At 71.2% G+C, this 13,885-nt stretch carries 11 protein-coding genes; 3 read left to right on the plus strand and 8 right to left on the minus strand.

All coding sequences use genetic code 11. The features are described from left to right. Nucleotides 1-7 precede the first annotated feature (7 nt). The 5 genes from GEV07_08435 to GEV07_08455 form a co-directional block, all read right to left on the minus strand. Nucleotides 8-1,219, minus strand: coding sequence for an alcohol dehydrogenase catalytic domain-containing protein (locus GEV07_08435; GenBank protein MQA02730.1), 1,212 nt, complete (start codon nucleotides 1,217-1,219; stop codon nucleotides 8-10). Next, complete coding sequence (locus tag GEV07_08440) at nucleotides 1,216-3,483, minus strand: HAD-IB family phosphatase (protein MQA02731.1); 2,268 nt, start codon at nucleotides 3,481-3,483, stop codon at nucleotides 1,216-1,218. The genes GEV07_08435 and GEV07_08440 overlap by 4 nt, the downstream gene beginning before the upstream one ends. Before the next feature lie 167 nt (nucleotides 3,484-3,650). Next, nucleotides 3,651-5,189, minus strand: a complete 1,539-nt coding sequence (locus GEV07_08445; protein MQA02732.1) for a hypothetical protein — start codon at nucleotides 5,187-5,189, stop codon at nucleotides 3,651-3,653. Nucleotides 5,190-5,207: 18 nt separating this feature from the next. Beyond that, on the minus strand, nucleotides 5,208-5,996 hold the full coding sequence (locus GEV07_08450; GenBank protein ID MQA02733.1) for an SDR family oxidoreductase: 789 nt from the start codon (nucleotides 5,994-5,996) through the stop codon (nucleotides 5,208-5,210). Then, nucleotides 5,993-6,811 (minus strand): hypothetical protein, encoded by an 819-nt coding sequence (locus GEV07_08455; GenBank protein MQA02734.1) that lies wholly within the window; start codon nucleotides 6,809-6,811, stop codon nucleotides 5,993-5,995. Before GEV07_08455 ends, GEV07_08450 begins: the two co-directional genes overlap by 4 nt. A gap of 428 nt (nucleotides 6,812-7,239) precedes the next feature. Between GEV07_08455 and GEV07_08460 the strand changes: the two genes are divergently transcribed. Next, entirely contained in the window at nucleotides 7,240-8,229 is a 990-nt protein-coding gene (locus GEV07_08460; protein ID MQA02735.1) for a hypothetical protein, read from the plus strand. Here GEV07_08460 and GEV07_08465 read toward each other — a convergent pair. After that, nucleotides 8,218-9,525, minus strand: a complete 1,308-nt coding sequence (locus GEV07_08465; GenBank protein MQA02736.1) for an FAD-binding protein — start codon at nucleotides 9,523-9,525, stop codon at nucleotides 8,218-8,220. The genes GEV07_08460 and GEV07_08465 overlap by 12 nt on opposite strands. Nucleotides 9,526-9,726: 201 nt before the next feature. Here GEV07_08465 and GEV07_08470 point away from each other — a divergent pair, with 201 nt between their 5' ends. After that, complete coding sequence (locus tag GEV07_08470) at nucleotides 9,727-11,904, plus strand: hypothetical protein (GenBank protein ID MQA02737.1); 2,178 nt, start codon at nucleotides 9,727-9,729, stop codon at nucleotides 11,902-11,904. On the opposite strand, the gene GEV07_08475 is transcribed toward GEV07_08470, so the two are convergent. Beyond that, nucleotides 11,882-12,442: a DUF4870 domain-containing protein gene (locus GEV07_08475; protein ID MQA02738.1), complete on the minus strand. Its 561-nt coding sequence runs from the start codon at nucleotides 12,440-12,442 to the stop codon at nucleotides 11,882-11,884. The two genes, GEV07_08470 and GEV07_08475, sit on opposite strands and share 23 nt — an antisense overlap. Nucleotides 12,443-12,594: 152 nt before the next feature. Between GEV07_08475 and GEV07_08480 the strand changes: the two genes are divergently transcribed. Continuing rightward, a complete protein-coding gene (locus tag GEV07_08480; GenBank protein ID MQA02739.1) occupies nucleotides 12,595-13,071 on the plus strand; it encodes a GNAT family N-acetyltransferase in 477 nt (158 codons plus the stop codon). On the opposite strand, the gene GEV07_08485 is transcribed toward GEV07_08480, so the two are convergent. Then, a complete protein-coding gene (locus GEV07_08485) occupies nucleotides 13,068-13,661 on the minus strand; it encodes a hypothetical protein (GenBank protein ID MQA02740.1) in 594 nt (197 codons plus the stop codon). The two genes, GEV07_08480 and GEV07_08485, sit on opposite strands and share 4 nt — an antisense overlap. Nucleotides 13,662-13,885 lie beyond the last annotated feature (224 nt).

Genomic DNA, 13,885 nt, shown 5'->3' on the forward strand with positions numbered 1-13,885 from the left:
GGACGAGTCACGACTTGCTCCTCAGATCGAACGCCACTTTCACCGTGCCCAACCGTCCGGCGGACGAGGCATGATCCAACGCTTCCCTCCACCTGTGCAGCGGGTACGCGTCGCCGACCAGTCCGGTCAACGGCGCACTGCCGGCCAACTCCATCGCGATGTCGAACGCACTGCGCGTCGTGCCATCCAGCTGCTCCTCGCGTGCGCTCGCGTAGGTGCCGACCACCTCGAGTTCACGGAACCACACCGGCGACAGGTCGGTACCCGCGGGTGGCATCGCGGAGAGCACCACCTTGCCGCCGGCCCGTACCGTACGCAGCGCGGTCGCCAGCGAGTGCGCGGAGCCCGCGGCGTCGACGGTGATGTCCACGCCGCCGAGCAGGTACGGCGAGTCGTGCTCAGGGTCGAGCCGCATCGCCCGCGTCGTCCTGCGCACGCCGCCAATGACGTCGCTCGGCGCCAGCACGTCGGACGCGCCGAACCGCCTGGCCAGCTCGCGCTGGGCCGGGTGCTTCGCGACCACGGTGAGCGAGCCGGCGGGCGTGAGCTGACGCAGCGCGAGCGTGGTGAGCAAGCCGACCGCGCCTGAGCCGACGACGAGCACGGACGCGCCCTCGGGCACCTGGGCACGCAGCGCCGTGTGCACGGCACAGGCCAGTGGCTCGACCAGCACCGCCTGGCGGTCGTCGAGGGTGTCTGGCACCGGGTGCAGCTGCGACGAGTGCGCGACCAGCTGGCCGCCCCAGCCGCCGCCGGTGTCGGCGCAGTAGCCGGTCTGCAGCCCCGGCGACACGTGGCCGACGGTCACCCGGTCGCACCTGTTCGTACGACCGGCCGCGCACGACTCGCACGACTCCACGCCGCGGGCGGCGCAGGTGAGCACCGGGTCGATGACCACCCTGGTACCCGCGGGCAGGTCGCCGCAGTCGTCCACCAGGTCGCCGACGACCTCGTGCCCGGGTACGAACGGCATGGAAACTAAGGCGGAGAAGTAGCGGCTCGTGCCTCCGTACAGCGCGCCCAGGTCGGACCCGCAGATGCCGGACAGCCGGGGGCGCACCCGCGCCCAGCCAGGCACCCGCGGCACCCGCGGCTCGTCCTTGTTGACCAGCCGCAGCGGGGTCAGCGCCCCGGCGGACACGCCGGACAGCCGCTTGGTGACCACCTTGCTGGCGACGTATCGCGGTAGCGAGCGGTAGAGCTCGAGCGCGAGCATCATGAGCTGCTCCCCGGCAGGCTGAACCTGGACGTGGTCTTCGCACCCTCAGCCCAGTCTTGCACCGGCCACCTGCTCTTCCGTGCCTCCCGCCACAGCGGGACGTCCGGGCTCACCGCGACCGGGTTGCCGACTGCCTTCAGCAGCGGCAGGTCGGAGTGGCTGTCTGCGTACGCGAACGACTGGCTCAGGTCGAGGCCCTGCTGCCCGGCGTACCAGGTCAGCCACGCCGCGCGGGCCTCGCCGACCAGCGGCGGCGAGCTGAGGAAGCCGGTGCAGCGGCCCTCGGCGTCGACGCTCAGGTCGGCCGCGACGATCTCGTCGAACAGCGGCTGCAGCGGCCGGGTGAGCGGCCGGATGGCGCCGGTGATCAGCACCAGCTTGTGCCCGGCCGCACGGTGCTCCCTGATCCGCCGCACGGCACCTCCGGAGAGCCGTTCGAGCAGGTGGTCGCTGAGGTCCTCGTCGACCAGCTGGTTCAGCTCGGCCAGCGAGGCGCCCTCGTACCTGCGGTAGACCGCGCGCAGGAACCCACCGCGGTCGCGTCGCTCGGCCATCAGGTACGACGGCAGCTTCCGCGCCAGCGTGCCGACCTCCTGCGCCCTGGCCAGGCCGGCGAGCTCGGGCAGCCGCAGCCACAAGTACGTCTCGATCACGTTCGACGACAGCAGCGTGCCGTCCATGTCGAACGCCGCCACCACCTGGTCGCCCGCTTCGAGCTTCTTCGACTTCGCAGCCGCGTTGCCCCGCCGCCGCCGCGCCGCGTCCAGCGCCCGCATCGGCTGCGTGACGCTCGCGCAGTGCACGTCGATCAGGTAGTGCTTCCAGTCCACCACCGAGGTGTCGAACGCGAAGTGCTCCCTGTCCTCGGGCGGCAGGTCGCGGTACAGCTGCAGCGTACGGTCGTCGGTGAACTCCAGCTCGCACTCCGCGTACGGCCGGTAGAGGTCCATGTACTTGCGCAGGAACTCCAGCCTGCGCTGCTGGCGGCCGAGGTCACTGGCCATCCTGCGCACGCGGTTGGACCGCGGCAGCTTGGTGACCACCTTGTCCGCCACCGTGCTGAGCCGCTCGCCGGTGCGCAGCAGCCGCTCCACGGACTCGCCGCCAGGCCAGCTCCACGACGGCAACCTGGGCACGCCCCGTCCGTCGGTACCCTCGAACGGGTTGCGCTCGAAGTACTCCTTCACGTGGTGCACGAGGTCGCTGAAGGTCAGTGGGTTGCGCGCACCCGAGGTGACGTGGAAGTAGCCGGTGTCGCCGGTCTCCGGCGGGCTCGCCACGACCGCGAGGATCGCCGCGACCACGTGGTCGACGGGCACGATGTCGATGACGCTGTCCGGGGACGCGGGGAACTCGGGCAGCTCGCCCTTGCCGTACGCGAGGATGAGCGGCTCGGCCATCTTGAAGCCCTCGATCCAGCCGGCGTACGGCCGCTCGTAGGCGCTCTCGATGATCGACGGGCGCACGATGGAGACGGGAAACTCGTGCCCGTGCTCCTCGACGACCCGCTCGCCCATCGCCTTGGTGAACGTGTAGACGTCGGTCCAGCCGAGCGAGCGCGCCCGCTCCCTGCCGGCGGCCTTGAGCTGGTCGGACACCCACTCCTTGCGGCGGCGCTCCGCGTCGCCCGCGGCGGTCAGCGGACCGGCCCTGTGGTGCTCCTTCTCGGCCTGGCGGCGCAGCTTGGCGAGCGTGCCTGGCGCGCGCGACGCCTCCTCGATCCGCTCCCGCAGCCGGCCGGCGTAGGCCTCTTCCTCGCGCCAGTCGACGCCGTGCCCGACCGACGCCTCGGGGATCGCCCCGCGCCGCCGGCCCGCGACGTACGCGGTGGAGACGTGCACGTAGTGCGGCTGCGCGCCGGTCGCCCTGACCTTGTCGAGCAGGCCGACGGTGCCGCGCACGTTGGTGGTGAACGCCTCCTCGATGGTCGGGTCGAAGGAGACGTCGCCGGCGCAGTGCACGACGGCGGCCACGTCGGCGGGCAGGTCGGGCACTGCGGCCAGGTCACCCTCGATGACCTCGATCCGCTCGTCCGCGATCGCCTTCAGGCCGCCGTGCTGTTCCTTCAGGCCGCCGAACGCCGGCTTGTTGAGCAGCTGCTCGACGCGCTTGCGCCCGCCGGTGTTCCCCTTCGGCCGTACGAGGACGACCAGCTTGGTCTCCGGCAGCTCCTCCAGGATGCGCTGGCACAGCGCCTCGCCCACGAAACCGGTGACGCCGGTCAGCAGGATCCGCTTGCCAGCGAGACGTTGCCGCAGAGTCAAAGGCGCCTGCTCTGGCGACAATCCATGCTCCCCTCGCCCGAACGCCGGCGTCACCAGTGACGACCCGTACCGTCACCGCCGGCTTTCGGACATACAACCAGCCCGCCACCGAATCAGGCCAACCGGGAGGCGGTGATCGCCCCCCGTGCTGTCGCCCACACGCTGCGTCAGGGTCGCGGCAGATCGCGGAGGGCGTCACCGATGCCGGCGGAGCGCAGCGCGTCGATCGCGCGGCCGTACACGTCGTAGTAGCGCTCGTACGCGGCCACGGCCGCAGCGTCCGGGGAGAAGCTGGCGGCCGGCTGCACCATGGTGCGGCTGCCCTCGACGAAGTCGGGCACCGCGCCGACGGCCACCGCGGCGCAGACGGCGCCGCCGACCACCGACGCGTCCGGCTGGCCGGTACGCACGACCGGCACGCCGAACACGTCCGCCTCGATCTGGCACCACTTGTCCGCCTTCGCGGCGCCGCCCCAGGCGCGGATCTCGTCCACCTGGTCCACGACCTCGCGCACCACGTCGAGGATCATCCGCTGCTCGAACGTGATGCCGTCGACGAACGCCCTGATCACGGCGCCGCGGTCGTGCTCCAGCCGCAGCCCGAGCACCATGCCGGGGAAGCCGTCGTCGTTGACCGGCGCACCCAACCCCGCCCACGACGGGACCACCACGATGCCCCGCGCGCCGCCAGGGCCTGTCGGCATCTCGTCGAACAGCAGCTGGTACGCGTCGGTGTGCGAGCGGCGCTGCAGTGCGCTCTCCAGGTCGCCGAACTGGTCCTTGAACCAGCGGAACGTGCCGCCGGACGCCCGGCCGAGCCCCTCCAGCTCCCACTGCCCTGGTACGACGTGCGCCAGGCAGCTCAGCCGCCGCCCCGGGTCCAGCCGCGGTTCGCCGGCCACGGCCACGCAGTGCCCGCCGGTGCCGATGCCGACTGCGACGACCCCCTCGGCCGCGCCCACGCCGAGCGCGCCGAGCTGCAGGTCGCCGCCGCCGAGCACGATCGGCAGCCCCTCGCGCAGGCCGGTCGCCGCTGCCGCGGCCGAGCCGACCCGCCCCACCACCTGGCCGGACTCCACCACCGTCGGCAGCTGCCCCACCGAGACGTCGACCTCGGCGGCGAGGCCCTCGTGCCACTGGCGCGTGCGCACATCCATCAGTCCCAGGTACGACGCCTCGGACGGCGACACCAGGTGGTCGGCGACGCCGAGCTGGTGCAGCAGCACGGTCTGGTGGGCGGCGAAGCACGACAGGTCGGCCGCCAGGTCGGCCCGGTGCTCCCGCAGCCACCTGATCTTCGACAGCGAGGCCACCGAGTCGATCGCCATCCCGGTGAGCTCGTAGTACTTTGCCGCGCCGACCCGCTCCTCCAGCTCGGTGCAGTACGGCACGCCGCGCTGGTCCTGCCAGCCCAGATAGGGGGTCAGCGCGGTGCCGTCGGCCCGTACCGGCACCACGGTCGCGCGCTGCGACGAGCACGCGATGGCGGCGACCCGGCTCGCGTCCACCGCCGCGACGACCTCGGCGATCGCCGCGCACTCGGCCGCCCACAGCTCGTCGACCGACTGCTCCACCCAGCCCGGCTGCGGGTAGCTGCACGGGTAGCCCCGGTACGCGGCCGCGACGATCGTCCCCGCGGTGTCCACGGCGCCCACCTTCGTCCCCGTGGTCCCCGCGTCCACGACGAGGAACAACTCATCCGCCATGACGTGCCTCCCCGGCCGCTACAGCAGCGACGCCTGCTGCCCGGTCGCCTCGATGATCTGCCCGGTCACGTACTCCGCCGCGTCGGAGAGCAGCCAGACGACGGTCGGCACGACGTCCGCCGGCCGGGCGACCCGGCCGAGCACGTTGTCCTCACGTTTGGCGATCGTCCTGCTGCGCTCCGGTTCCGGCATGTTCTCCAGCAGCGCGGTCCACGCCGCAGGCGCGACCGCGTTCACGTTGATGCCGTACGGCGCCATCTCGATGGCCATGGTGAGGGTGAAGCCGGCCATGCCGGCCTTGCCCGCGGAGTACCCGCTCTCGCCGTACTTGCCGCGCAGCCCCGACCGCGAGGTGATGTTGACGACCTTGCCGTACCGCTGCTCGACCATGACCCCGGCGGCGTGCTTCGCCAACAGGATGGGCCCGACCAGATTGACGGAAACGGAACGCTTCAGCTGTTCCTCGGACAACTCGACCAGCGGCGCATCGCCGCCGACACCGGCGTTGTTCACCAGCAGGTGCAGGCCGCCGAAAGTGTCCGTCGCGCACCGCACGATCTCGGCGGCTGCGGCGTCGGTCCCGACGCCGATCGGGCAGGGCTCCGCGCGTCCCCCGTTCGCGCGGATCCCCGCCGCGACTTCCTTGGCCCCTGCCTCGTCGACGTCGTCGACGACCACCGAGGCCCCGGACGCGGCCAGACCACCTGCGATGGCCCGCCCGATCCCGGCAGCGGCACCGGTCACGATCGCGACCTTGCCTTCGAGTTCCACGCCTGCCTCCTCGCAGTGGTTGACATGCCCGCTCAGTTATCGAGGACGACTTCGACGAGGTCGGCGAGCGCGCGGTCCGGATCGTCGGCTTGGAACACATTTCGCCCGTAGACGACGCCCTGCGCACCCGCCCGCACGACGTCGGTCGCCTCCGCCCGCACCTCGTCGAACGGCCGCTTCGAGCCGCCGAGCACCAGCACCGGCACTGCCACGTCGGCCACCACACCCGCGAGCGCATCCGCGGAACCCGGGTACTCCAGCTTCAGCATGTCCGCGCCGACCTCGGCCGCGATCCTGGCGGCGAACGCCACGTGCCCGGGTGCGCGTTCGGCACCTGCGGCGCGCGGGCCGCGGACCATCGCCTCCACGAGCACCGGCATGCCGTACTCGTGCGCCCGCTGGACGTACGTAGCGACCCGGGCGACGTCGTCGGCCTCCACCTGCGGGTCCGTGGCGCCGAGCAGCAGGTAGACGTGGCACCCGTCGGCGCCGAGCGCCACCGCGGTCTTCGGGTCGACCACCTCGCGGTACGTGCCGTCGGCGTAGTCGTGGGCGAGATCGGCGGCCTCGTCGCTGCGCCACAGGTTGGTCCAGCCGACGGTGAGCCACACCCCGGGACCGCCGGGCTGGGCGAGCAGGTCGGCGCACTCGCGCAGCTGACCGGGGCTGAGGATGAGGCCGGTGACGCCGGCCCGCACTGCCCGCTCGACCAGGCCGACCCGTTCCTCCACCCCGGCCAGACCGGGCACCCGGCCCATCAGCATGCCGTGGCTCAACGCGATCACCAGGCTCCGCCCGGTCGCGCCGTCCGCGAACCTGGCCAGCCGGCGACGAGTCCCCAACTCACCCACGATTTACCTCCCCGTCGTACGAATCAGCGCTGCACCGCGTGCAGCCGGCACCAGCACCCATGCCACGATGGCCACCGCGATCGAGGAGCACAAGGGGCTTAATCGTTATACCGCCGGCACCCGAGCCCGGCGGACCGATTGCGCGAACCGCAGATCCCGGCTCCGGGAACGGGCGGCCACCAGGCTGGTTCCGGAGAACTGCTTCCAGCCAAGATCGAAGTCATTCCATCCGCTCAGCTCGGGCTGTCGTGCCGTCACACACCCCCTCACCGGGAGAAGCGCCTGGCCTGGGGCGACTCTTCGAGACCGAACGCTATCGACCCCACAAATACCGGGTCAATATTCAGGTGATTGCTTCGTCATCCGGATGATTACGCAATGCCGAAGGTCGACTACTCGGAATAGACGCGACCCGTTATCTTGCCTTCATGCGGAACAAGGCGGCAGCAAAGACAGGGCCAGTGACCGACCTCCGGTCGAGGAACCTCCGGTCAGTTCAGCTCTTGGCCGAGGACATGCTCGGCCGTCCAACGGGCGGCCGGTTGCCCACCACGATCGACTACCAGCAACAGCTGGGCGTGGGCTCGGGAACCGTGCAGAAGGCGTTGGCGATCTTGGAGAACTCCGGTGCCGTCACGCTCTCCAGACACGGCCACCTCGGCACCAATCTCGTAGAACGAGATGAGGGCCTGCTGTGGAGCATGTCCGGGCGCAACCAGGTGCACCTGGTGATGCCGATGCCAGGCCCCATCGACCACATCGCCCTGCTGCACAACGTGCGTGAGCAGCTCACCAGGTTCAACGTCCCGACCGGCACCCACTTCAAGAAGGGCGCCGCCACCCGCGCGGAGCTCGTCGCCGACGGCGACGTCGACCTGGCCCTGATGTCCCGCAGCGCCGCCAAGTCGCTGCGCCCGGGCCTGCGCCGCAGGACGCGCACCGTCGATCTCGGCCCGAACGTCTACTACACCCCGGGCTCGCTGGTGGTGGTCAGCCGCCTCGACGGGCCGAAGCGGCCGCGCAAGCTCAAGGTGGCGATCGACCGGTCATCGCACGACCACCAGGCGCTGACCGAGGCCGAGTTCCCGCCCGGGCCGAAGCACACCTACGTGGACTGCTCGTACGTAGGGGTGCTGAACGCGATCCACAACGGCTCGGTCGACGTGGCGATCTGGCACACCACTCTGGTGACCATCCCGCTCGAGGGCATGGGGTTGACCGTCCGGCCGCTCACTGCCGACAAGGTCGACGAGCTGGTGGAGGGGCTGTCCGCCGCGGTCTTCCTGCTGCGCAAGGACGACGCCGCGCTCGGCAGCCTGCTGGAGAACCTCAACGTCGAGGAGATCGCGCAGACCCAGGAGAAGCTCAACGAGCTCGACCGGGCCGACCCGACGATCATCGAGTACCTAGGCTTCTGACCCCAGCAGCCGAGCGGTGAGCAGGCCCCGCGGGTCGAGGGCCTGCTTGAGCGCACGGTGGATCTCGGCGTCCGCCGTGTGGCCGTAGCGCTCGGCCCGCACGGCGCCGACGCCGTGGTGGTGGCCGACGGTGCCGCCGTAGCGCTCGACGATGTCGAGCACCTGCTTCCAGGCGTCCCGCAGCTTGCCGACCACGGCGAGGTCGTCGTGTGCGCTCAGCCAGAGCAGGCTGTAGAAGCACACGCCCGCCTGGTAGGGGTGCGAGAAGTGCAGGTAGTAACGGTCGACCACCGGCCCGAGGCGCGCCTCGAGCTCGTCGGCGCAGGCCGCGGCCGTCGACCACGGCACGGACACCTCGATGGTGTCGAACGCCGAACCCGGCTCACGGTTGCGGTCCTCCATCATGGTGCTCACCGCGTAGCGTTCCTCGAACCACCGCGCCGCGCTGTCGTCCGGCAGCTGCCGCGCGCCGAGCCCCACCAACGCGTCGCCAATGGCGCCACGGTGCGCGTCGGTCAGCTCGGGCGGACCACTCGACGTCACGATCAGCAGGCACTCCTCGACCGACTCGTCGGCCAGGATGTGCGCCGTCTCCGCCACGTTGTGGCCACGCAGCACGGCCACCGGGTAGCCGCCCTGCACCAGCTGCCGCTGCGCGTCGATCACGGCTGCCAGGTCAGGCAGCAGGAAACACATCCGGTTCTCGGGCAACCGGTGGTGGACGTGGAACGTGACCTCGCCCACCACGCCGAGGCTGCCCTCGGAGCCGATCAGCGCGGCCAGCCCGTCCAGACCGCCGAGCGGCCGCACCCGTGGACCGAACTCGAGCACCGCCCCGGCCGCGGTCACCACCCGCGCCCCGAGGAGCGCGCGCTCGACGCCGCCGTACAGCGCCGACCACGATCCGCACGCTCGCGTGCTCAGCCAGCCACCGACCGTGGAGATGTGGAGAGACTGCGGGAACTGACCAATCGTTCGGTCACGTTCCGCCAGCCAGCTCTCCAGCCAGCCACCGAGCGTGCCCGCGCCGACGCGAACGATGTTCGACACGCCGTCGAACTCCCGGACGCCGGTAAGCAGCTCGGTCGAGAGCACGACCTCCGAGTCGGTGTCGAGCGCGCCCACCACGTTGCTCCTGGCGCCCACCACCGTGTACGGCCGGCCGTCGACAGCGAGCTGCTGCACCACCATGACCAGCTCGTTGAACGTCCGCGGGCGATGGGTGACGATCGATCTCTGCTGGCCACCGAACGCTCGTTCCTTGATCCGAAGTGGCGTTGCGTCCATGACGGGCATCGTTCAGCTCCCCAAGGATCTGGTGCTCGTACAGACGCGGCCGTCAGCACCGGGATGCTTCCACGTCAGTAGGCAGGATACTGATCATTCGCGCGTTTCCGTCAAGCCTCGCACAACGGAGACCGCTCAGCGGAACGCAGAGCGTGGGAACACGGATGCCGTCTCGCCTGACGAGCAGTCGATGACCCTTAGTCTTCTCATATGCGGCATACGTTGCGTGACGCGATTCGAGTCGATCGAAGTCAACTCGCCGTCAACGCTGCCGCCCGTAACACGATCGGCGTGGTACTCCCCCTGATCATCGGCGCCATTTCGGGACACATGCTCGCTGGCGTGACAATTGCCATAGGCGCTCAGAATGTGGCGTTGGCCGACAAACCAGGTCCCTACCGCCTGCGGCTGGCCCGGATGTCGATCACCGCCGCGGTGTCGGCCGTCGGCGTCGCGCTCGGCATCCTGGTGGGCCGGATCGACGTCCTCGCCATCGCCCTCACGCTCTTCTGGATCGCCGGCGCCGGCCTGCTCGTCGCACTCGGGCCGACCGCCACCCAGATCGGGATCACCAGCAGCATCCTGCTGCTCGTCCTCGCCGGGCGGGCACAGCACACCGCGATCGCCGGGTCGCCGGCCGCGTTCTACGCCGCGGCCGAGATCCTCGCCGGAGGCGTCCTCCAGGGGCTGTTGGCGGTGTCCGCATGGCCGCTGCGGCGCTACCGCCCCGAGCGGCGCGTGCTCGCGACCGCGTTCGGCGAGCTCGCCGACGCCGCGAGCGAGGCGCCAGGCACCGCGAGCGGGCCGGTGCTCACCGAGACGATGGACACCGTGCACCGCACGATCTACGGCGTCGGGCGCGAGCGGAGTGCCGCGATGGTCGCGTTCCGTGCGCTGCTCAGCGAGGTCGAGCGGATACGGATCGAGGTGCTCGCGCTCAACGCGCATGCCGAGCACCTGCACGACCTCGGCGCGAACGCCGCGCGCAGTCGGATGCGTGACGTGCTGGACGCTGCGGCGACCGTCCTGCGCCGGGTAGGTGACGCGCTCGACACCGCCGACCCGCCGGCGAACATGGCGCTGGCCGTCCGCCGGCTGACCGCGGCCACCACCTCGCTGGCCGACCTCGCCGCGCGGACCACGGACAGCTCGTTCACCGAGCACGTCACCGTGCGCGCGGCCGCCGCCCGTGCCCGCGCGCTCGAGGACCAGCTCAGGGCCGCCGTAGGCACGGCGTCGACCTGGCGTTACGAGGCCGCGGCGCCACCCGGCCGCACCGTACAGGCGACCCTGCCGACGAGCCTGCGGATGGACAACCCGCTGCAGACGCTGCGTGCGAACCTGACGCCGTCGTCGTCGGCGTTCCGGCACGCCGTACGGCTGTCGCTGTGCGTGACGGCCGCCGACGCGTTCATCCGGATCGCCGACCTGCCCAGGGGCTACTGGCTGCCGTTGATGATCCTGCTCACCCTGCAGCCGGCCTTCGCGGCAACGGTCAGCCGCGGCCTGTTCCGGATCGGCGGGACCATACTCGGGCTGGCGGTGGCGACCGTCCTCGTGATCCTCCTGCCGGAGACGCACTGGCTCGACATCGCGCTGGTCGGCGTACTGTTCTTCGGCTTCCGTGCGTTGTTCCTCGCCAACTTCACACTGTCCGTCGCGTTCCTCTCCGCGCTGGTCGTCCTGCTGCTCTCGACGGTCGGCGTGCACCCGGCCGACACCATCGTGGAGCGCGGCGTCTACACCGCCATCGGTGGCCTCATCGCGTTGGGCGGGTACCTGCTCTGGCCCACCTGGGAACACTCCCGGGTGCAGACCAGGCTCGCCGACCTGCTGACGGCGTACCGCGACTACTTCGACGTGGTGGTGCAGCCGGACGCCACCGCGGCGCGCCGGACGTCGGTGCGCTCCGCCGCCCGGGTGGCACGGTCGAACGCGGAGAGCTCGCTGGAACGGCTGCACGGCGACCCCAGCCACGCCCACGACGACGAGCTGGTGCAGTGGGCCGAGCGGATCGTCGACTGCTCCGTACGGTTCATCCACCCCGCCATCCGGCTGGAGGTCGCGCGGCAGGACGCGGCGGAGCTGCCGCAGTCGCCCGCACTCCAGGAGTTCGTCGAGCAGGCCTGCGGCGGGCTGGAGGCGATGGCCGAGGCGCTGCGCACCGATACGCCGCCGCTTGACCTGCCGTCACTGCGTCCGGCGGCCGATGCGGTCAGGCAGGAGCTGACCAGCGGCGTACGGCCGGCGGACCACACCGTGGCGGCCCTCGTCGAGTCGACAGACTCGGCCGCGCGGGCACTCGACGCGCTCGCTGCGGCCATCCGCGACGAGACCGACGACCACCCGCCCGGTGAGGAACCGGCTAGCGGAGCAACCGCAGGGTGAGCGGGTACCTGAACCGGGTGCCGGCGGCGGACGCGACACCACCGACGAGGTTGAGGACGAGCCACCCCACCCAGATGACCGGGAACAGCAGCGCCGGCAGCACGAACACGCTCGCCACGCCCAGCACGATGTTCGCCAGCAGGAAGGTGAGCTGGAAGTTCGCCGCCTCGGCCGCCTGCTCCCGCAGGTAGGTGGGCCGCCTGCCCTCGACCAGGTAGACGATCAGCGGGACGAGGAAGAACGACGCGTAGCCGGACAGGTGCATGATCGCCGCGGCGAACCGCTCGGTCCCTGACGGAACTGGCGCGGCCTGCGGCACCGGCATCGGTGGCAGCAGGTCACGAAGCGGCAGCTGCAGCTCACCGTACGTCCGCGCGGCGAGCGCCTGGTCGATGCGGACGTCGAGCTCTTGGTCGTCGAGCCGGCCGTCCGCGTAGGCGTCGTGCAGCACCCGCACGACGCCGTCTCGCTCCTTGTCGGAGACGCGATACCACGGCTGGATGACGACCGGGCCGCGTGTGGTTGCCGCAGGGTACATATCCCGATCCTCCCCCTCCACACCTCAATCCGCATCGGGGACAACCCTGATTCCGCATCTCCGCGGGCCGCCCGACGCGGTCGGCTACCCAGGTCCTACCCGGGTAACGGCCACCCGGGCTGGTTGGTTCCGCGCTCCCCTACGCTGTCCGCATGCCCTACCGCGACGCCACCCCTGCCGACCTGCCCAGGATGCTCGAGCTGAACAACGCCGCCGTGCCCGCGGTGGGCGAGCTGACCATGCCGGAGCTTGCCGACCTCGTCGGCATGGCGTCGCTGGTAGTGATCGCGGACGTCGAAGGCGCGGTCGCCGGCTTCGCGCTCAGCCTCGGCCCCGGCGCCGCGTACGCCAGCGAGAACTACCGGTACTTCGCGGACCGGTACGACGACTTCCACTACCTGGACCGCATCATCGTCGACCCAGCGTACTTCCGGCAGGGCATCGGCGGCCAGCTCTACGACGAGGTGGAGCGCCGCTGCGGCGCGCCGGTGCTCGTGTGCGAGGTCAACCTGGAGCCCCGCAACGACCGCTCCCTCGCCTTCCACGAACACCGCGGCTTCCGGCAGGTCGGCACCCAGGACACCAAGGGCGGCAAGACCGTGTCCCTGCTGCTCAAGGACCTCGCCTAGGCAGCCATCAGGTCGGCCAGGTGACACAGCCGGTCCAGCCGCCACTGGACGGTCGCCGCCGTCATCGGGGGTGCCGGCACCTGGTGGTACGTCGACGGCGCCCCGGCGACCGGCAGCTCGCGCACCGGCCACCACGACAGCATGTCGGTGCCGGACGTACGGAAGTACCAGCCGGGCTCGCAGCCGGCCAGGTACCGCTGCACGGCCGCGAGCACCTGCGTCGCCGCGGCCGGGTCGGCAGCCCGCACCTCCAGGCCGCCGCCGAGGCCGTTCAGGTGCGGGAGCGCGTCGGTGCGGCTCATCGGGTCCACCGGAGGCACCAGCACCTCGACGACGGGCAGCGGGCGGCGCAGCCTGATCGCGCACACCGCCGACTGCGCCTCGCCCGGTAGCTGCCCGCCGTACCTGACCAGCCGCACGGTCGCGAAGGCCGCCGGCCGCAGCTGCCAGGTGCCGGTCAGCACCTCGCGCACGGCGCCGAGCGCGTACCCGCGGAACGGCGCGCCGTACCACTGCGCCACGTCGGGCGGCACGGCCGGCATCCGCCGCCAGTACAGCCGCGCGGCCAGCTCATCTACCAGGAGAGACACAGCGAGAGGGTAGCGGTCTACGTCACCGCCACACCGCCGGGCCGGTCACCGCACCAACAGCGAGAGGGTAGCGGACAGCAGCACCACCCACCGCCACACCGCCGGGCCGGTCACCGCACCAACAGCGAGAGGGTAGCGGTCTACGTCACCGCCACACCGCCGGGCCGGTCACCGCACCAACAGCGAGAGGGTAGCGGTCTACGTCACCGCCACACCGCCGGGCC

Source organism: Streptosporangiales bacterium (assembly GCA_009379825.1).
Taxonomy (GTDB): domain Bacteria; phylum Actinomycetota; class Actinomycetes; order Streptosporangiales; family WHST01; genus WHST01.